Source organism: Paenibacillus sp. sgz302191, from assembly GCF_057749925.1.
In genome coordinates, this window is the sequence record NZ_JBYLHY010000004.1 from 252,248 (window position 1) to 269,098 (window position 16,851).

18 protein-coding genes and 1 pseudogene are annotated in these 16,851 nt (G+C 46.6%); 8 read left to right on the forward strand and 11 right to left on the reverse strand.

The features are described from left to right. Window positions 1-70: 70 nt before the first annotated feature. From AC3G2T_RS07785 to AC3G2T_RS07805, 5 genes and pseudogenes are all read left to right on the forward strand, one after another. The gene (locus AC3G2T_RS07785) at window positions 71-763 is read left to right on the forward strand and encodes a response regulator (protein ID WP_488435086.1); all 693 of its coding nucleotides are present in this window, start codon (window positions 71-73) and stop codon (window positions 761-763) included. Beyond that, window positions 760-1,764 carry a sensor histidine kinase gene (locus AC3G2T_RS07790; RefSeq protein ID WP_488435087.1) on the forward strand — a complete coding sequence of 335 codons (1,005 nt, stop codon included), beginning with the start codon at window positions 760-762 and terminating at the stop codon, window positions 1,762-1,764. The genes AC3G2T_RS07785 and AC3G2T_RS07790 overlap by 4 nt, the downstream gene beginning before the upstream one ends. A gap of 99 nt (window positions 1,765-1,863) precedes the next feature. Beyond that, a pseudogene (locus tag AC3G2T_RS07795) lies at window positions 1,864-2,662 on the forward strand (ABC transporter ATP-binding protein). Then, window positions 2,616-4,553, forward strand: coding sequence for an FtsX-like permease family protein (locus AC3G2T_RS07800; RefSeq protein ID WP_488435088.1), 1,938 nt, complete (start codon window positions 2,616-2,618; stop codon window positions 4,551-4,553). The pseudogene AC3G2T_RS07795 and the gene AC3G2T_RS07800 overlap by 47 nt, the downstream one beginning before the upstream one ends. A 189-nt stretch (window positions 4,554-4,742) precedes the next feature. Continuing rightward, a complete protein-coding gene (locus AC3G2T_RS07805; RefSeq protein ID WP_488435089.1) occupies window positions 4,743-5,945 on the forward strand; it encodes an MFS transporter in 1,203 nt (400 codons plus the stop codon). Window positions 5,946-6,083: 138 nt separating this feature from the next. On the opposite strand, the gene AC3G2T_RS07810 is transcribed toward AC3G2T_RS07805, so the two are convergent. The 5 genes from AC3G2T_RS07810 to AC3G2T_RS07830 all read right to left on the reverse strand — a co-directional run bounded on the left by AC3G2T_RS07810 (window position 6,084) and on the right by AC3G2T_RS07830 (window position 10,917). Further along, window positions 6,084-6,425, reverse strand: a complete 342-nt coding sequence (locus AC3G2T_RS07810) for a zinc ribbon domain-containing protein YjdM (RefSeq protein ID WP_474682553.1) — start codon at window positions 6,423-6,425, stop codon at window positions 6,084-6,086. Between the two features lie 116 nt (window positions 6,426-6,541). Next, a complete protein-coding gene (locus AC3G2T_RS07815; protein WP_488435090.1) occupies window positions 6,542-7,783 on the reverse strand; it encodes an MFS transporter in 1,242 nt (413 codons plus the stop codon). A gap of 156 nt (window positions 7,784-7,939) precedes the next feature. Continuing rightward, a complete protein-coding gene (locus AC3G2T_RS07820; protein ID WP_474682416.1) occupies window positions 7,940-8,413 on the reverse strand; it encodes a MarR family transcriptional regulator in 474 nt (157 codons plus the stop codon). Between the two features lie 151 nt (window positions 8,414-8,564). Beyond that, entirely contained in the window at window positions 8,565-10,124 is a 1,560-nt protein-coding gene (locus AC3G2T_RS07825) for a malate:quinone oxidoreductase (protein ID WP_488435091.1), read from the reverse strand. Between the two features lie 223 nt (window positions 10,125-10,347). Next, window positions 10,348-10,917, reverse strand: coding sequence for a cysteine hydrolase family protein (locus tag AC3G2T_RS07830; RefSeq protein WP_474682414.1), 570 nt, complete (start codon window positions 10,915-10,917; stop codon window positions 10,348-10,350). A 333-nt stretch (window positions 10,918-11,250) separates the two neighbouring features. On the opposite strand from AC3G2T_RS07830, the gene AC3G2T_RS07835 reads away from it, so the two are divergent. Beyond that, complete coding sequence (locus AC3G2T_RS07835; RefSeq protein ID WP_474682413.1) at window positions 11,251-12,078, forward strand: peptidoglycan-binding domain-containing protein; 828 nt, start codon at window positions 11,251-11,253, stop codon at window positions 12,076-12,078. Between the two features lie 139 nt (window positions 12,079-12,217). On the opposite strand, the gene AC3G2T_RS07840 is transcribed toward AC3G2T_RS07835, so the two are convergent. From AC3G2T_RS07840 to AC3G2T_RS07850, 3 genes are read right to left on the reverse strand one after another with little or no spacing between them, the layout of a single operon-like run. Beyond that, window positions 12,218-12,619 (reverse strand): aspartyl protease family protein, encoded by a 402-nt coding sequence (locus AC3G2T_RS07840; RefSeq protein ID WP_474682412.1) that lies wholly within the window; start codon window positions 12,617-12,619, stop codon window positions 12,218-12,220. Further along, a complete protein-coding gene (locus AC3G2T_RS07845) occupies window positions 12,616-12,864 on the reverse strand; it encodes a hypothetical protein (protein ID WP_474682411.1) in 249 nt (82 codons plus the stop codon). Before AC3G2T_RS07845 ends, AC3G2T_RS07840 begins: the two co-directional genes overlap by 4 nt. Window positions 12,865-12,910: 46 nt before the next feature. Then, window positions 12,911-13,102 carry a hypothetical protein gene (locus AC3G2T_RS07850; protein WP_474682410.1) on the reverse strand — a complete coding sequence of 64 codons (192 nt, stop codon included), beginning with the start codon at window positions 13,100-13,102 and terminating at the stop codon, window positions 12,911-12,913. A 50-nt stretch (window positions 13,103-13,152) separates the two neighbouring features. On the opposite strand from AC3G2T_RS07850, the gene AC3G2T_RS07855 reads away from it, so the two are divergent. After that, window positions 13,153-13,548, forward strand: coding sequence for a hypothetical protein (locus AC3G2T_RS07855; RefSeq protein ID WP_474682409.1), 396 nt, complete (start codon window positions 13,153-13,155; stop codon window positions 13,546-13,548). A gap of 80 nt (window positions 13,549-13,628) precedes the next feature. Here AC3G2T_RS07855 and AC3G2T_RS07860 read toward each other — a convergent pair whose 3' ends face one another. Then, a complete protein-coding gene (locus tag AC3G2T_RS07860; protein ID WP_474682408.1) occupies window positions 13,629-15,080 on the reverse strand; it encodes a serine hydrolase domain-containing protein in 1,452 nt (483 codons plus the stop codon). A 127-nt stretch (window positions 15,081-15,207) separates the two neighbouring features. Here AC3G2T_RS07860 and AC3G2T_RS07865 point away from each other — a divergent pair, with 127 nt between their 5' ends. Beyond that, on the forward strand, window positions 15,208-15,942 hold the full coding sequence (locus tag AC3G2T_RS07865) for a TetR/AcrR family transcriptional regulator (RefSeq protein ID WP_474682407.1): 735 nt from the start codon (window positions 15,208-15,210) through the stop codon (window positions 15,940-15,942). Between the two features lie 104 nt (window positions 15,943-16,046). Here the strand turns inward: AC3G2T_RS07865 and AC3G2T_RS07870 are convergent, their stop codons facing one another. Together AC3G2T_RS07870 and AC3G2T_RS07875 are read right to left on the reverse strand one after the other, a co-directional pair. Further along, on the reverse strand, window positions 16,047-16,469 hold the full coding sequence (locus AC3G2T_RS07870) for a VOC family protein (RefSeq protein ID WP_474682406.1): 423 nt from the start codon (window positions 16,467-16,469) through the stop codon (window positions 16,047-16,049). Window positions 16,470-16,471: 2 nt separating this feature from the next. Beyond that, a complete protein-coding gene (locus AC3G2T_RS07875) occupies window positions 16,472-16,846 on the reverse strand; it encodes a MerR family transcriptional regulator (protein WP_474682405.1) in 375 nt (124 codons plus the stop codon). Window positions 16,847-16,851 lie beyond the last annotated feature (5 nt).

Genomic DNA, 16,851 nt, shown 5'->3' on the forward strand with positions numbered 1-16,851 from the left:
ATAGCGCTTGCCTGAGTTTTGCTATACACTGGGAATAAACTGCCGATTACAAAAAGTGTGGTGACTCCCAGTGTTCAAAATTATGCTGATTGAAGACGATATAACCTTGTTTCATGAAGTTAAGGAACGGCTCCTGAAGTGGACCTATGACGTACATGGAGTCCGGGATTTCAGCAAAGTGATCCATGAGTTTACTGAAATTAAGCCCGATCTCGTCATTATTGATATTCAGCTGCCCAAGTTTGACGGCTTCCATTGGTGCAGAATGATCCGCTCCCATTCCAATGTGCCGATCATCTTTCTATCCTCGCGCGATCATCCGACCGATATGGTGATGTCCATGCAGCTCGGTGCAGACGATTTTATTCAGAAGCCGTTTCACTTTGAGGTGCTGATCGCCAAAATCCAGGCTACCCTCCGCCGTGTATACAATTACAACACTGAACGGATTGAGCTTAGAACCTGGCGCGGGGCTGCCGTTGAATATGTCAAGAACACCATTGCCAATGAGAACGGCTCGCTCGAATTGACGAAGAATGAAATGCTCATTTTAAAAATACTCATCGAACAAAAAAATCGCATCGTGAGCCGGGAAGAGCTCATTAAGAGCCTGTGGGACAACGAGCACTTTGTCAGCGACAATACGTTGACCGTGAACGTCAACCGTCTGCGCAAAAAGCTGGATAACATCGGATTGGGCGCTTTTATCGAAACGAAGGTGGGACAAGGCTATATGGCTGCGGAAGAGGCTGCTTTTTTATGATCGGAAAATACGTCAGGGAACGGCTAAGCTGGATTGTCCTCTTCCTGTTTCTTCAACTGCTCGTTCTATTTATTGCCGCCGTAGATACGTCCCTCCCGTTCCTGCCGATCCTTTATATCGTCTTCCTTTCGGCGCTTATTTTTACGGTGTTTCTGTTCGTGAGGTACCATAAGGAAACGAAGTTTTATAAAAGCCTGGAATCTTGGGATGAAACTTGCGATTTAGCCGCCATAGCCGATCCGGAAAGTCCGTTTGAAAATATGGCGCTGGACATGCTCGCCCGGCAAACCGAGCGGTATAAGCAAGAATCCTCATTGCATCTGATCGAACTTGAACAAGAGAAGGACGAGCTCCTGTCCTGGATTCATGAAGTGAAAACGCCACTCACAACGATGCAATTAATGATCGAGCGCCTGGACGACGAGACGCTCAAGCCGCAGCTGATGTACGAATGGCTTCGCATTCACCTTCTTCTTGACCGGCAGCTGCATCAGAGACGCATCCCTTTCATCAAAAATGATGTATTCATCGAGACGGCTGCGCTGGAACCGATCATTTACAAGGAGATCAAAGCGCTGCAATCCTGGTGTATGCAAAAAGGCATCGGCTTCGACGTCTCGCTGCAAATCCCGGAGGTGCTCACGGATGCGAAATGGCTGGGGTTTATCGTCAGACAGCTGCTGACGAATGCTGTGAAATACAGCGACGCTTCCGACATTATCATTGAAAGCGAGCTGAAGGACGGGCAAGTCAGGCTTCGCATTCAGGATTTCGGGCGCGGTATCGACCCGAAGGACCTGCCGCGGCTTTTTGACAAAGGATTTACGTCGACGGCTGTGCATACGGACAGCGCGGCAACCGGAATGGGACTCTATTTGACACGCAAAGCTGCCGACTCCCTGTTAATCCGCATCGATGTGGACTCCAAGCCTCAAACAGGCACCGCCTTCACGCTAACTTTTCCGAAAAAAAATGATTTTATAGACGTAAGAAGCATGTGACAAAATTGTCACATGCTTTTGCGCTTTGTTCGGCGAATCGAAGGAAAAGGGCGGGCCTGTTCGAGTATGATGAGAGCATGAGCTGAAGGAGTGATCGAAGTGGCTATTTTGGAAGCAAATAAAATTTATAAAAGCTACGGCAACAAGTTCAATAAACAGGAAGTGCTGAAAGGCATCGACATTAGCGTGGAAAAAGGCGAGTTCGTCAGCATTATGGGCGCATCCGGCTCAGGGAAAACGACTCTCCTGAACGTGCTCTCTTCGATTGATCATATCAGCCGCGGGAGCATCAAAATCGAAGGCAAGGAATTCACGGGAATGAAAGAAAAGGAGCTTGCCGAATTCCGAAAGCGGCATCTCGGCTTTATTTTTCAGGAGTATAATCTTCTGGATACGCTGACGGTGAAAGAAAACGTGCTGCTGCCATTGTCGATCAGGAACGTATCCAGGAAAGAAGCCGATCAGAAATTTCAAATCGTAGCGACAGAGCTCGGTATCTATGAACTCAAGGACAAATACCCGAATGAAATATCCGGCGGGCAGAAGCAACGGACATCGGCCGCCCGCGCTTTTATTCATGAGCCCGGCATCATTTTTGCAGATGAACCGACAGGTGCGCTGGACTCGAAATCCGCTTCCGATCTGCTGCACAAGCTAAGCGAACTCAATCGGAAGATAACGGCAACGATCGTCATGGTTACGCATGATCCCGTAGCGGCCAGCTATTGCAGCAGAGTCGTTTTTATCAAAGACGGGCAGATTTACACGCAGCTGATCAAGGGCGAGGAATCCAGGCAAGCCTTCTTCAATGACATTATCAAGACGCAAGGCGTACTGGGCGGTGTCCAGGCATGAGCATTACCGACCTGATTTACCGCAATTTGAAGAAGAATCTTAAAAATTATTATTTGTACGTATTCGCGCTCATCTTTAGCGTCGCGCTCTATTTCGCCTTTGTCACCCTGCAGTACGATCCGGCTATGGACGAGTACAAGGGATCTATAAAAGGCGCTGCCGCTCTCGGCGCGGCGTCGGTGCTGCTTGTTGCCATCGTGGCCATTTTCCTGCTGTATGCCAACAAAATCTTCATCAAGCGGCGCAGCAAGGAGATCGGGCTGTTTCAATTGATCGGATTGACCAAGGGAAAAATATTCCGGATCCTGAGCAGCGAGAACCTGATCCTGTATTTTGGTTCCATGCTGATCGGCATCTTCGTCGGGTTCTCCTCCTCGCGGCTCATCCTGATGATTTTATTCAAGGTGATAGGCGTGGACGCCAGAGCAGCCCTAAACTTTTCATCCGCCGCCATGATTCAGACTCTCATCGTATTTGCGGCCATCTATTTGCTTATTATGATGATGAATTTTATGTTCATTAGGAACCAGAGCATTTTGTCGCTGTTCCGCGCCGTATCCACCACCGAGAACAAAATCAAGCAAATGTCCCTGTTCGAAATGCTCATCGGACTGCTCGGGATTGGCTTTGTTTTGCTGGGGTATTATGTATCCACCAGATTATTCCGCGGCGATTTCGTAAATATGAACCAGTTGTTCCTTGCCATGATCTTGATTCTGGGATCCGTCATCATCGGAACGTATTTGTTTTATAAGGGTTCCGTCAGCTTTATATTCAATGCGATCCGCAAAAGCAAAGGCGGTTATTTATCGCTCAACGATGTGCTGTCCCTTTCGTCCATCATGTTCCGAATGAAATCAAACGCCCTGCTGCTGACGATTATAACAACCGTCTCGGCGCTTGCAATCGGATTGCTGTCCCTTAGCTTTATTTCTTACTATTCGGCGGAAAAGCTGTCCCGGCAAAGCGTGCCCAACCATTTTTCCATCCTATCCGCTGATGATGCCGCGAAATTCACCCAAGCGCTCGACAAGGAGCTCATCGAGTATAAGACAACCCGGCGGGACGTTATTCAGGTGAATGCCGATATGTCCCAGATCACCGAATCGAAGCTGACCGAAGCCGACAGAGATAGGATGATCATCCCTGTCGTCAGCGAGGATACGGTTCCGGGCGCGGATGTTACTCCTGAAGAGACGCTGTTTACCGGTTCCAGTGACGCATTGATGCAATTTATGGCGATCAAGACAACAGGGCAGGTTGAACTTAAAGGGAAGTCGCAAACCATTGCGCAGAAACTAATCGGTGTAAAAAAAGACGCCGTCGTATCTTTGTATTTTTCGGGCGGCGTGCCGGCAGCGATTGTGGATCGTACGGTCTATGAGCGGTTAGCCGGGGATTTGAAGCCGGATATTCAAAAGAAAAGCTCCGTCTATTTCGGTATCGACATTGCCGATCCGTCGTTGCTTGACAAAGCAAGCAAAATCTTTAACGAACTGGGTTTCGGCGACAAACAGGGCTATTACTCCCAGCCGGAAATCGTTGCAAGTCAGAAGGGCACCATGGGGCTGATCATGTTCATCGTCGGATTCCTGGGGCTGACCTTCCTGATTACCTCGGGCTGTATTCTGTACTTCAAACAAATGGACGAAGGAGAAGAAGAGAAACCGAGCTACACCATCTTGCGGAAGCTCGGTTTCACCCAAGGAAATCTGCTCCGGGGCATTCAGATCAAGCAGCTCTTTAACTTCGGCATACCGTTAATCGTCGGACTGCTCCACAGCTATTTTGCCGTCAAATCCGGCTGGTTCTTCTTCGGTACCGAGCTATGGACGCCGATGGTGATCGTCATGCTGCTGTATACGGCGTTATACTCCATCTTCGGGCTTTTGTCGGTGCTGTTCTACAAACGCGTCATTAAAGAATCGTTATAAATTGAAGGCCTTCCTAATATAAAGGAGGGTCTTTTCTTTTTTCCATTTTATGCAGACGGATGCGCGGTTCATGTTAAGATTTTTGGAACTTTCGACAAAATACCTTGATTACTCGCTGTGAAAGTTAAATAATATGGTACGGGCTGTTTAAAGCTTCAGCCAACAAAGCGGAAAGGTGAAAATAACATCATGGAATTATCCCAAAGCAATATCATGAAACAAACTGCTAAAAAATCGTTCCCCATCTCGTTACTCTCTTTAACTATGGGAGCTTTTGCGATTGGAATGACTGAATTTGTCATCATGGGTCTTTTGCCTAATGTGGCCGAAGATTTGAATGTCAGCATCTCGGCCGCAGGACAGCTCATTACGATGTATGCGCTTGGAGTAGCCGTAGGAGCCCCAATTCTGACGGTGCTTACCCACAAAATTCCGCAAAAGAAACTATTATGTCTATTGATGGTTTTATTTATCCTCGGAAATGTACTCTCCGTGCTCGCCCCGAACTACGCCGTTCTGATGGGGGCTCGTGTGATCACGGCATTGACTCACGGGACTTTCTTCGGAGTCGGGGCCGTTATTGCCTCCGGCCTTGTCGCCCCGGACAAAAGGGCCGGAGCCGTATCTATCATGATGGCCGGTCTCACCATTGCAAATATTATCGGTGTCCCGTTGGGGACATTTATCGGCCAGCATTTGGGATGGCGCGCCTCGTTCGGGACGATTGGCGTTATGGGTGCCGTGACATTGGTCGGCATACTAATCTTCATACCGCAAATCCGGCAAGACAAGTCCGCCGGTATTGTTCAGCAGATTTCCGCCCTTGCGAATCCCAAGCTTCTTGTATTCCTGCTGATCACTGCGTTAGGCAATGCCGGCCTATTTGCCGTATTTACTTACATTACCCCGCTGCTTGTGCAAATTACCGGTTTTACCGAACATAACGTCACCTGGATCCTGGTTCTGTTCGGCTGCGGAGTGACCGCCGGTAACATGATCGGCGGCAAGCTGGCGGACTGGAAACTGATGCCTTCCATACTTGGAATTTACTTCATAACATGCGTCCTCCTTACTATGTTTACTTTTACCGTTCACAGCCCCGCTGCCGCGGTATTGACCATCTTCCTTTGGGGAGCCGCTTCCTTCGCCGTATTCCCGGGGATGCAGGTGCGTATTATGAGCTTAGCCCAGTCCGCGCCGGCATTAGCCTCTACCGCCAGTCATTCAGCCGGCAACCTTGGAAATGCAACAGGCGCTTTCATCGGAGGATCGGTTATAACCCAACTGTCCATCGCTTCCCTCCCTTGGGTCGGTGCCGTGCTTGTAGGACTTGCGCTGATTTTAGGAATTGCCTGCTATATCTCAGAACGTAAGCCTGCTGTTGGCGCGTAATTGATTTTTTATATGAAAGAGCCCCGGCTTCGCTTTTAGAAGCAGGGGCTTTTTGTGACTAGCATGTTTTTGAAGTGGAGGGCAGGGACTTTCCCAGGTTCTGCAACCTAAGGAAGTCCCTTCAACGAGAAGCCGAAGCTATATCTTTTTTACAAACTCCGATTTTAATTTCATTGCCCCGAACCCGTCAATTTTGCAGTCAATATCATGGTCGCCGTCAATCAAACGAATATTTTTTACTTTGGTGCCTATTTTGACGACCAACGACGTTCCTTTTACTTTCAGGTCTTTAATGACGGTAACCGAATCGCCATCGTGCAAAACATTGCCATTGGCATCTTTAACGATTTTTTCGTCTTCGCTATTTTCGGAACCGGATTCTAAGGTCCACTCATGGGCACACTCCGGGCATACCAGCAAGCTTCCGTCCTCGTATGTGTATTCTGAATTGCATTTCGGGCAATTGGGCAAGTTTGACATCGTATTGACTTCTCCATTCGTTGTTTTATCTCTATACATACTGCCACAGTCCGCCTTAGTCGGTCAAGCCGCCGCTTGTAACTGAAAAGGCGGCTGACTATTATTGCACTCTACTGCTAACCATCCTCATATGCCTGCGTACCCTTATACAAAACCAGTATTGCTGCTGCTATAAGGATCATCCCCATAAAAGCGGGTGCGGCATGACCAAGTGATACATAGATTTGACCTCCAATGATAGGCCCAATCATTCTTGCTAAAGCCTGAATAGATTGGCTGCCTCCTTGAATCCTTCCTTGTTCACTAGAACCGACAGACCTGGAGAGCATCCCATTGAATGAAGGCCCAAAGATCGAATCGCCAAAACCAAATATAAACATTCCAGCGATAAAAAGAGGATAGAATGAGAACAAAGCCGATGCTGCAATAAGACTGTAGCCTATAATCTCCGAAACCATTCCAAGAATTGCTATCTGTTTATCACTAAGTTTTATCAAAAGCTTTGGCATTATGAAACCTTGTGAAATGATGTCTTGGAAGCCCATAATTGAAAACATAAGTCCGATTAGTGCAGGCTTCCAACTGAAAGTATCCATTGTAAATTGTGAAAAAACCGCCTGTAAAGATCCGTTAGGTATCCAAAGTAAGAACGCTGAGACAAGCAGCCTTTTTAAGTTTTTCACGGAAAGTACGTTTGCAAGCTGTGTAAATGGATTCAGTCTTACAAAGGCAATCTCTTTCAGTCTATTGTTCTTGTCAAGGCTCTCAGGCATATATAAGATTCCATAAACAACGTTCAATAAAGTTATGATTGCTCCGAAATACATGGGCGCAGAATAACCAAACTTGGCAAGTAATCCGCCTAGAGTTGGGCCAATGACGGTGCCTACACCTACAACCGCACTCACCCATCCAAAGTATTTGGTTCTCTGTTCCGGAGGGATGATGTCTGCAAAATATGCGAAGATAGTGCTTATGCTCCCGCCTGTTATACCTTCTATTATGCGCCCGGCAAATAGTACCCATAGCGCTCCTCCTATGCCAAAAACGAAGTACCCGATTGCAGAACCCAAAAGGCATACTAAGAGCAATGGACGACGGCCATATTTGTCGCTCAAAGCTCCAAGTACAGGAGCCGCAAAAAACACGCAGACTGCATAAACAGAGGTCAGCAGCGTAACAACTATAGCTTGTTCTCCCGGATTGCTTGTGTAAGGCTGCACTAAGAATGGGACGACAGGTGTTATGATACTGAAGCCTATTCCGCAAAGAAACACAGAGATAAGACCGAAGATTAAAGCGTGTTTATCTACGGTTTGTTCTGTGTTCTGTTCATTGTGTGATCTAGATATGGACATTTAAATTCTCCCCTCAAAAGTTATGATTTTGATTCCTTGGAAACAAATTTATTGTATTGCTATTTTGTTTCCTTGTCAACAAAATAATAACAATAAAAATGCAGCCTGTTCTCAATAGAGCCCGGCTGCTTGTGGTTTCATTTTCATTATTCAAATTTATTCCGACTTAATATCTATACCCTGTTTCTTTATTTCTGCATCCAAATGCCTGCTATACTTTTCCATGAAGCTAAGCATACTATCAAATTGTTCCTCGGTTATCTGCTCAAATACAGCTTTATCCCGCTCTTGAAACTCTTTGTGCAGTTCCTCATGGATTTTATAAATCACTTCCCCTTGCTCAGTAATCCTAAAATAGATTTCTTTCTTGTTATCCGGCTTCTGGTAGCTTTCGATAAGGCCTTTTTTTATGAGCTTCTTAGTTATTTTACTTATGGCACCGCGAGTCATATAAAAGGCCTCCGCAAGTTTTGTCACGTTGGAATCTGCATTTCTTCCAATGTATTCGATACAATGTACTTCAGAAGGCTTATAGCCCTTAAGACTGTCTTCCATCTTAAACTTATTAAGGTAAACCATCTTGTTTAATAAGTCCCTGAAACCCATTATGACCTGCTCTTCTTTGTTCACGGCCTGTCCTCCCAACCGTTGGTTTTTAAAATGGAATTGACCTTGTTCCTCGGTATATTAGGCGGGAAGCCTGAAAAGGGGTGCACATCCACGTATGGTATAAAAGCGCCCGGATTTCCGGACGCTTCTAAGTTATATTTTATACTGTTTACTAGACAGGTTGCAGTTCATTGACTAGACCGAGATTCCGCGCTGTTGAAGTATGAATTTCGTTGATAAGCTCCGGGTTTTTCAACAATGACAAGCCATAAGAAGGAATCATTTCTTTTATTTTCGGTTCCCACGCTTTTATATGCTGCGGGAAGCATTTATTTATGACCTCAAGCATGACGGAAACGGCGGTTGAAGCCCCCGGAGAAGCGCCGAGCAATGCGGCTATCGAGCCATCAGCGGCACTAATCACTTCCGTACCGAATTGAAGCGTTCCTTTGCCGTCAGCAGTATCTTTGATAATTTGCACACGCTGGCCCGCTACCAGCAAATCCCAATCCTCGCTTTTGGCGTTCGGGACGAATTCCCGTAAAGCTTCCATCCGCTTTTCTTTCGATAACATAACTTCTTTGATCAGGTATGTTGTTAATGACATGTTTTTTACGCCTGCCGCCATCATTGTTACGAGATTATGCGGTTTTACGGAAGTTATCAAATCGAACATCGAACCGAATTTCAAAAACTTTGGCGAAAAGCCGGCAAACGGCCCAAATAACAACGATTCTTTGTTATCGATAAATCTTGTGTCAAGATGCGGAACAGACATTGGAGGAGCGCCGACCGGAGCTTTGCCGTATACTTTGGCATGATGCCGCGCTACAATATCCGGTTTCTGACACACCATAAATACTCCGCTTACCGGAAATCCTCCAATACCCTTTCCTTCAGGAATATCGGATTTTTGCAGCAAATGGAGGCTTCCGCCCCCGCCGCCGATAAAGACGAATTTTGCAGTATGGCGTTCGACGGTGCCGGTATCGACATTCCGTATTTTCAAATCCCACAAGCCGTCGCTAGTACGTTTAATATCATCGACATTGTGTTTGAATTTTATATCGACGCTTTTACTCTTTAAGTGATCAAACAATAAGCGCGTTAAAGCGCCAAAGTTGACATCCGTCCCGGACTCGATTCTTGTTGCCGCTATAGGTGAATTCAATGTCCGGTCTTTCATCATAAGCGGGATCCATTCCATCAGTTTTTCCGGGTCATCGGAAAATTCCATTCCTTGAAACAGGGGATTGTTAGACAGTGCTTCAAACCGTTTTTTCAAAAATGTTACATCATTTTCGCCTTGTACAAAACTCATATGAGGCACCGGCGCGATAAAGTCCCGCGGATTACGTATCAGCTTGCTGTTTACAAGATAAGACCAAAACTGCTTTGAAACCTGATACTCTTCATTCACTTTTATAGCTTTGCTAATATCTACGGATCCGTCTGTTTTTTCGACGGTGTAGTTGAGCTCGCACAGTGAAGAATGCCCCGTTCCCGCATTATTCCATTCGTTAGAGCTTTCCTCTCCTGCGGTTGCGCGCCTCTCAAACACTGTAATTTTCCAGTCCGGCACTAATTCTTTCAGCAGTGACCCTAAAGTCGCACTCATGATTCCGGCACCAATTAAGATAACGTCTGTTTTGGTTTGTCTGTTGCTCATGTTTACCGTCCTTACACGCTGATATTTGAAGAAAAGATGAAGGCGTTCTTGCTTAGGCTCCACAGCAAGGCAGGGTGCGACCTAGTCACGCACCCTTTCTGCATTAATTATAACCTGATTATAGTGTAACACTATTAATTATTGATTAAGATATCTACTATTATATGATACTTATATGCTATTTAAAAGCAGGTAAATTTCAGCGATTGACAAAAAGAAGGTTGCTGAAGGCCTTACCCCTGCCCGGATCGTGAAAAAAGTCACAATCCCTAAACTAGGAATTGCCCTAATTTAAAGAGTCCACCCACGCGTCGACAGTGAATACATCGGCCTGAAGGGGGAACACCTTCTCGATTAGAACGCGATGAACCTCGGGGTCGGCATCGATACATGCGTCGGAAAGCACCGTAAGGGTAAAGTCTTTATCCGCCGCTTCCCGTAAAGTCGATAGAACGACTCCGCTTGTGGCGATACCGCTGAGAATGAGCGTGTCGATTTGGCTGGACCGAAGGATGACCTCAAGGTCACTCCCGGTGAACGCGCTAACTCGAAACTTTGTCACAATCGGCTCGTCCGGCCGGGGCTGCACGGATTCGTGAATTTGTATCGGCGTCTCCGTGGCCGCTGTTCCGGCCCGCTTGGAAATACCCGCGAACATTTTGTTTCTAGGACTAATCTCGGGATAACCTGCGCGAAATGCGACCCGTACGTAAATAACCGGGATGGCGTGCCTGCGTGCGGCTTCAATGGCCTTTTGGAACGGAAGCAGTGCGTTCTCGTTTTCTACGAAACGCGATACGACGCTGTTTTGCATATCCATGACCAACAGCGCGCTTTTGCTCTGCGGATTTTGCATAGTGTGTATACTCCTTTTCATAACGATTAAAGTCCGGCTGCCGGTTCAATAAATCATGTCTTGCCGGATTCATCGCAGTCATAGCTTTATAACACTATTGTACCAATTATCTAAATAGTCAACAAACAAAAAAAGCGACTTTTCTGGCCCTCATAATACCGGATTGGCGGAATGTCTTGAAAATGTGCTTCAAAATAAATTTACATATTATTGAATCTATTTTTCTACAAAAATTACCATTCTATAGTATGATAATGGAAGTAGATTGAAAGATTTCCAATCTACTTCCGTATATTCGGAGAAATGCCACAACAATTTGGGAGGGTGATATTGATGAAATTGAAGAGTAAATTATTCGTAGCGTTTGCGGTTTCGTGCACGACTGCTGTAGCGTTCGCTTCCAGTGCCTTCGCGTTAGCGGGTCATTCGAACGTCGCAGCCGTAGGTACAGCCAGTTCCAACAGTTTCTATGGCGTTAGCTACCAGTCCTCTTATTCGTTCGGACAAACACACGCGCAAATCGGTGTATTGAAGAACAACCTGAAAGCATGGAGAGCCTTCGGCAGCAATGAAAGCCATTTCACAGGCGTTGCTAAAATTACAAGCACGGATAATTACTTTGACCAAACCACAAAGGACAACCTGATGGTGTTCCAGCGAGTGAAAGGCTTGAGCGCCGACGGCATCTACGGCGCGGGAAGCCGAAATGCCATGCATGCCGCAATAGGCTCCTCGCCGAAAGGATATGTACGCGTGGGCAATACATCCTACTATATTAACTATAATGATACCGCCAGCGGTCTTTCCGGAGACAGCACCTACAAGCTTGATCATAGCTACGTGACGAGTTCGGCGAAAACGACGCTCGATCAAGTTGCACTAAGCTTCTACAACGTATACAGCAAGAAGCTGGAAATTAACGACGCGAGCTTAATTGACGGCGCAGACACACCGGAGCACAGCAGCCATCAGGACGGAAAGTCGGTTGACATACGCAATTCGGGAATGTCGGCTGCCGAAGAGAAGAAATTCCTCGAAATTGCTGTTGCCAACTCGAGCGTTTCCAAGGTGCTTTTCTATAAAAACCATGGCTTGACCAGCACGAAAATTGAAGTTCGTGCCGACCATGCCGACCATTTCCACCTATCCACAGTTAACTAATCATCAGTTCAATAAAACAGCGGCAGTCTAGGACCTCATTTTCGCGTCCATGACTGCCGCTGATTCGATTCTTAGGAGGCTCAAAAGCTCCGGTTTCAGAGAGCTCACCGCCTCGGCAAAATGGGGGTTGCATAAAGGGTCATGAGGATTGAACTTGTTCCGCTGATTCAGGTAACCTCAGTTCCAGCTTGTCCATATCCACCACAAAACCGTTTACCCTCAAAATATCCAAGCCAAGCAAACCCTTATGAGATTTAGGCAGCATCCCTACATCGACTTCAATCTGCTTGATTTTCAGGGTATCAATGATAATTTCGTCCATGATTTTAGTATAAAACGGTACGGTTCCGCCAATCCCGTAAGCCTCGTAAACGGGGTCTCCATTTTCGTAGGTGACTCCGATCTGCTCCAGCACATCGGGGCTGAATATAGTGTGGGATGAGCCCGTATCCACGATAACATCTGCGATTTGCATCGTTTTCCCACGATAAGTTACAGAAAGCGTAATCGTTAGAAGATTTCCATCATAATGAATCTTCATATATTACGCCTCATCCTCACAAGCGGGTCGTTGCGTAGATAGATGATGCACTCCTCGTTAGAAGTATGATAAACAAGCTGTCGCGGCTTCACATTAAAGAATTCCCTGTTAGCATTCTTTTCTGGTATGACCCGAACAGGAGCCATTTCCGTTACGATTTTCTTCCCGTCTTCTTCTCGGTAGTCAAGAATGGACAGCAAAACAAATTGATTCGGAAACAGTTCTCTTACTTCCTGCCATTGCATCGCAACCCCTCCTTCATTCATTGCATCAGACGAACAATGGTTGATTTCATTTTACCATATTTAAGCTCAAGCCGGATTGTCTCAAACGTAATACTATTCTTTCTCCCAGCCCCCCTGCGGTTCGACGTTCTGTCTGCAACAGCAAGTTTTTGCCTCCGTAACGAGCTTGATTTTGCAGCAACGACCCATCTTCCAGGGCGATTTTACAAGTTCCGCTTTTTTCTGTTTGTATATCCATAACGCTTAATGTCCTCATCCCATAACATATAACAGGGAGGAGGGATTATATTGTCAAATAATGTGAAACCCAAAAAAGATCCTGTTTTATCGACAGGGGTTCTGTTTAGAAATGGCGGCACTGACACTGCTGCGACAATTATAGCTAATTTAAACAAATTAAGAACCAGGACTGTAATTGTACAAGTTATCGACTGGACTAGCGGCAAACCAATTATTATTGTAAAAAGAAGGCGTACAATTCCACCAAACACAACCGTTAATGTTCTTGTGGCTATTAAACCTTCGATAACCCAATATGAAGTTAGAATAACTGTGCCTACAACTACTGATTTGGTGACTAATTGTTTCGGATTGGGCAGATCATCCAAAACCGGGGTAAAACTGCAGACAGGCAATAATGTCTTACAACAAAATTTAGTACGAATCGGATCGCCCTTTCGCTAACATTCTTATGAGGTAAAAAAGCTGGGTCATGGCCGTGGACTGCTAGATGACCTGGCTTTTTTTCGTATGTTAAATCATATTTATTGTTGTTGAAGCGCCGCGATCACATCGGCAACTAGCCGGTCGGCTCCAGCGATAAGACCATCCGGATGAGATGACATGCCCAATCGTACCACGACCAGATGCTGGGACGGTACGATTACAACATGCTGCCCCATATTGCCCATGGCGAAAAATGCATCATCGGGCACATGGGGCATCCCCCATGGAAGACCATACGGCGCTTTGCCACTCGCAGCAAGGTTAATCCAAAAGCCAGCTCCATAGCCGGTGTCAAGCGTCTGCGAGGACGAGTATTTAACCCACCCTTTCGGCAGGATGCGGTCGGTACCTACCACGCCGTCGTTCAGATACAAGAGCCCAAAACGAGCCCAATCACGCGCAGATGCTAACATAGACATAGCACCGTTCGGCGTGCCAGTCGCATCAAACTCCAGCGTCACGTGTTTCATGCCGGTCGGCCCGAAAAGCTCACGCTGTGCAAACTGTCTGACACTTGAGGCCTGGCCACCGACGGCGTCGCGGATAATGCGCGAGAGAAGTATAAAGTTGCCGTCGGTATAAGCCCATTCGGTTCCGGGCGCAGCAGCTAGTTTGGCCTTCTCGGCGAAGCCCGCCATGTCTCGCTCGAGAAATACCATTCTGGACGCAGGATCGAATCCTGTACTGGTTTGTTTAAGAGCGAGTCCGCTTGTTTGCCGCAACAATTCATCTGTTGTGATCATGTGACGCGGATCGTTGTCATTTTGCCATGCTGCAATAGGTGCGGGTTGGTCGACATTCAGTTTTCCCTGCCGGACCAGAATGCCGATCAGCGCGTTGGTGACGGATTTTGTCGCCGAGAATCCCAATAATTGCGTGTCCACGTCTATGCCGGGAGCATAACGCTCGGCCACGATTTTTCCGTCTTTGACCACAACGATCGCTTGGGTACGAATATAAGGCGGTTGCTCACGCTCTGCAAAAGCTCGGTCGAGCGCGGCGGCAAGTTGTTCGTTCCTAGGCACAACCACGGCGGGTCCCGCTATTTCAGGAGCTAGCGAATCCGATGGGCCGGCTGTGGAACTAGAATCAGCAGTTGCAGCCAGAGTAACGTCCTCGGGTGTATGCACCAACATGCATCCCATCCCATCGCCGTACACCGCCTGTGTTTTATAAAGTCCTGCGATTGTCGTTGTTACATCCAGCTTTTCATGGTCAACGTTGATGTGAATCAAACTGCTGATGAGACTGATGGCCCCTTCAGGCTTGACCATGTCCGCGTAAACCTGGTTGGAATCCATGCCCGAAACAAAGGTTCCGGAACAAACTTCTTTGCTGGTATAACCCGAAGCAACCATCAACGGCTGATAAAGCACAAACCCTGAGCTAACGATCAGCGTTAAAACGGCCGCGATTGCCAGCAAAGTAAATCTGCGTTTTCTTTTACTTCTAAAAAGTATCGCCAGTGGGCTAATTTTGCGGAATTTCATTTCGCGATCAACTCCTCATACTCCAATGTATACACTGTATACATGGTATTATAAGTATACGGCGTATACCTGTCAACTTTCCTGTGTTATAATATTGTTACACTTTTTCTTTCGGGGGCGTCGAACTGTGGTCCACAATAACAATGATCAAAAACCTGAAGGTACCCATAATCGGAAAGGCCCTGTCCGCCTTAGTCGAGAGGCTATCGTGGGGCTGGCATTGAATATTGCGGATACGGAAGGAATCGAAGCGGTCAGTTTTCGGCGGTTAGCCCACGATTTCGGCGTAACACCCATGGCAATCTATCGGCATGTGCGCAATAAGGATGACCTTTTAGACGCTATGACCGAACATATGCTGGCTTCTTTCGATACCTCGGCAGTAAATGAGGCGGATTGGCGGGAACAGGTGAGGGGGTTGCTTTACGCTCTGCGCCGGGTGCTGCTCGTGCACCCATCGGGCAGAAGCTTGCTGTCCAGGCGATCCCTGCCTTCTACGAACAGGCTCAAGATTTTCGATACTTCGATTGGCATCCTCCGCAGCGCCGGCTTCGAGCCCCAAGAAGCATTCTTGATTTTTGAACATTTGCTAAATCAAGTGGTGTCTCTGGTTGTAACGGGAGATGGTTTCGTACAAGGCTCGGAAGAAGAGCGCCGGGTATGGGGGGCTAAATTGCTGGAGTTCTATGGAGGCCTTCCGCAACAACAATATCCTTGGCTCGTTGAAGTTGCCCCTGATATTGCGGCTTGCGTCGATACGGATCGTCACTTCAAGTTCGGTACAGATCTCCTGTTGGCAGGAGTGGAGGCAATGGCGGCGTCCAAACAAGCAAAAAATCCCTCTTCAAAAGTACGGGAGTAGCTGCGTTGAACAGGCTTATCCGCTCTTGACCAGTCCCGCTGCCCTGCCCGATTCATCAAAAAAAAGGAGCAGCCTGCCGCCGCGGCAAACTGCTCCTTTTTTCGTTACTTCATTCGTTTAGAAATCGGATGATCTTCATTTAACTCCAGCAAATCCCATAAATTCCCGTATAAATCCTTAAATACGGCAACCATTCCATATGGTTGTTCTTTAGGTTCTCTAACAAATTCTATTCCCCTCGAAACCATCTCATTATAATCTCTCCAAAAGTCATCGGTGTTTAAAAAGAGGAACACTCTACCACCCGTTTGATTCCCGATGAATGGTTCCTGTTCAGATTTCGATGCTTTTGCCAATAATATTGTAGTCCCAACCGAACCGGGGGGTGAAACTACTACCCATCGTTTATCTTGCTCGGGCTGATATGTATCTTCAACTAATGTAAAATTCAGCTTTTTTGTGTAAAACTCAATTGCCTCATCATAATCTTTTACAACTAGAGCGATATGAACAATGGATTGAATCATTTTTAACCCTCTGAGTTCTCTAGATTTTTGAAAAAAATGATTTTATGATCGATTTTCTCCAGCGTGTTTTCAAGTTCCTTCATTTGATCTATAACATTGCTGCGATAGGTCTCCATGAATTCCCGTCGTGCTGTTATGGTGGAGACTTCACTATTGTTCAAAGCGGCAAACTGCTGCATCTCCCGAATGGGCATCCCCATTGCCCGAAAGTATTTGATAACTTGAAACCATGCGATATCGGACTCCGAATACTGACGATATCCTTTTTCGTCCCGTTCGACACCGTTAATTAAACCGATTTGCTCATAGTATCGCAATGTGTGGATGCTTAATCCGGTCTCTTCAGAAACTTGTTTGCTCGAAAATTTATTTTTCATATTTT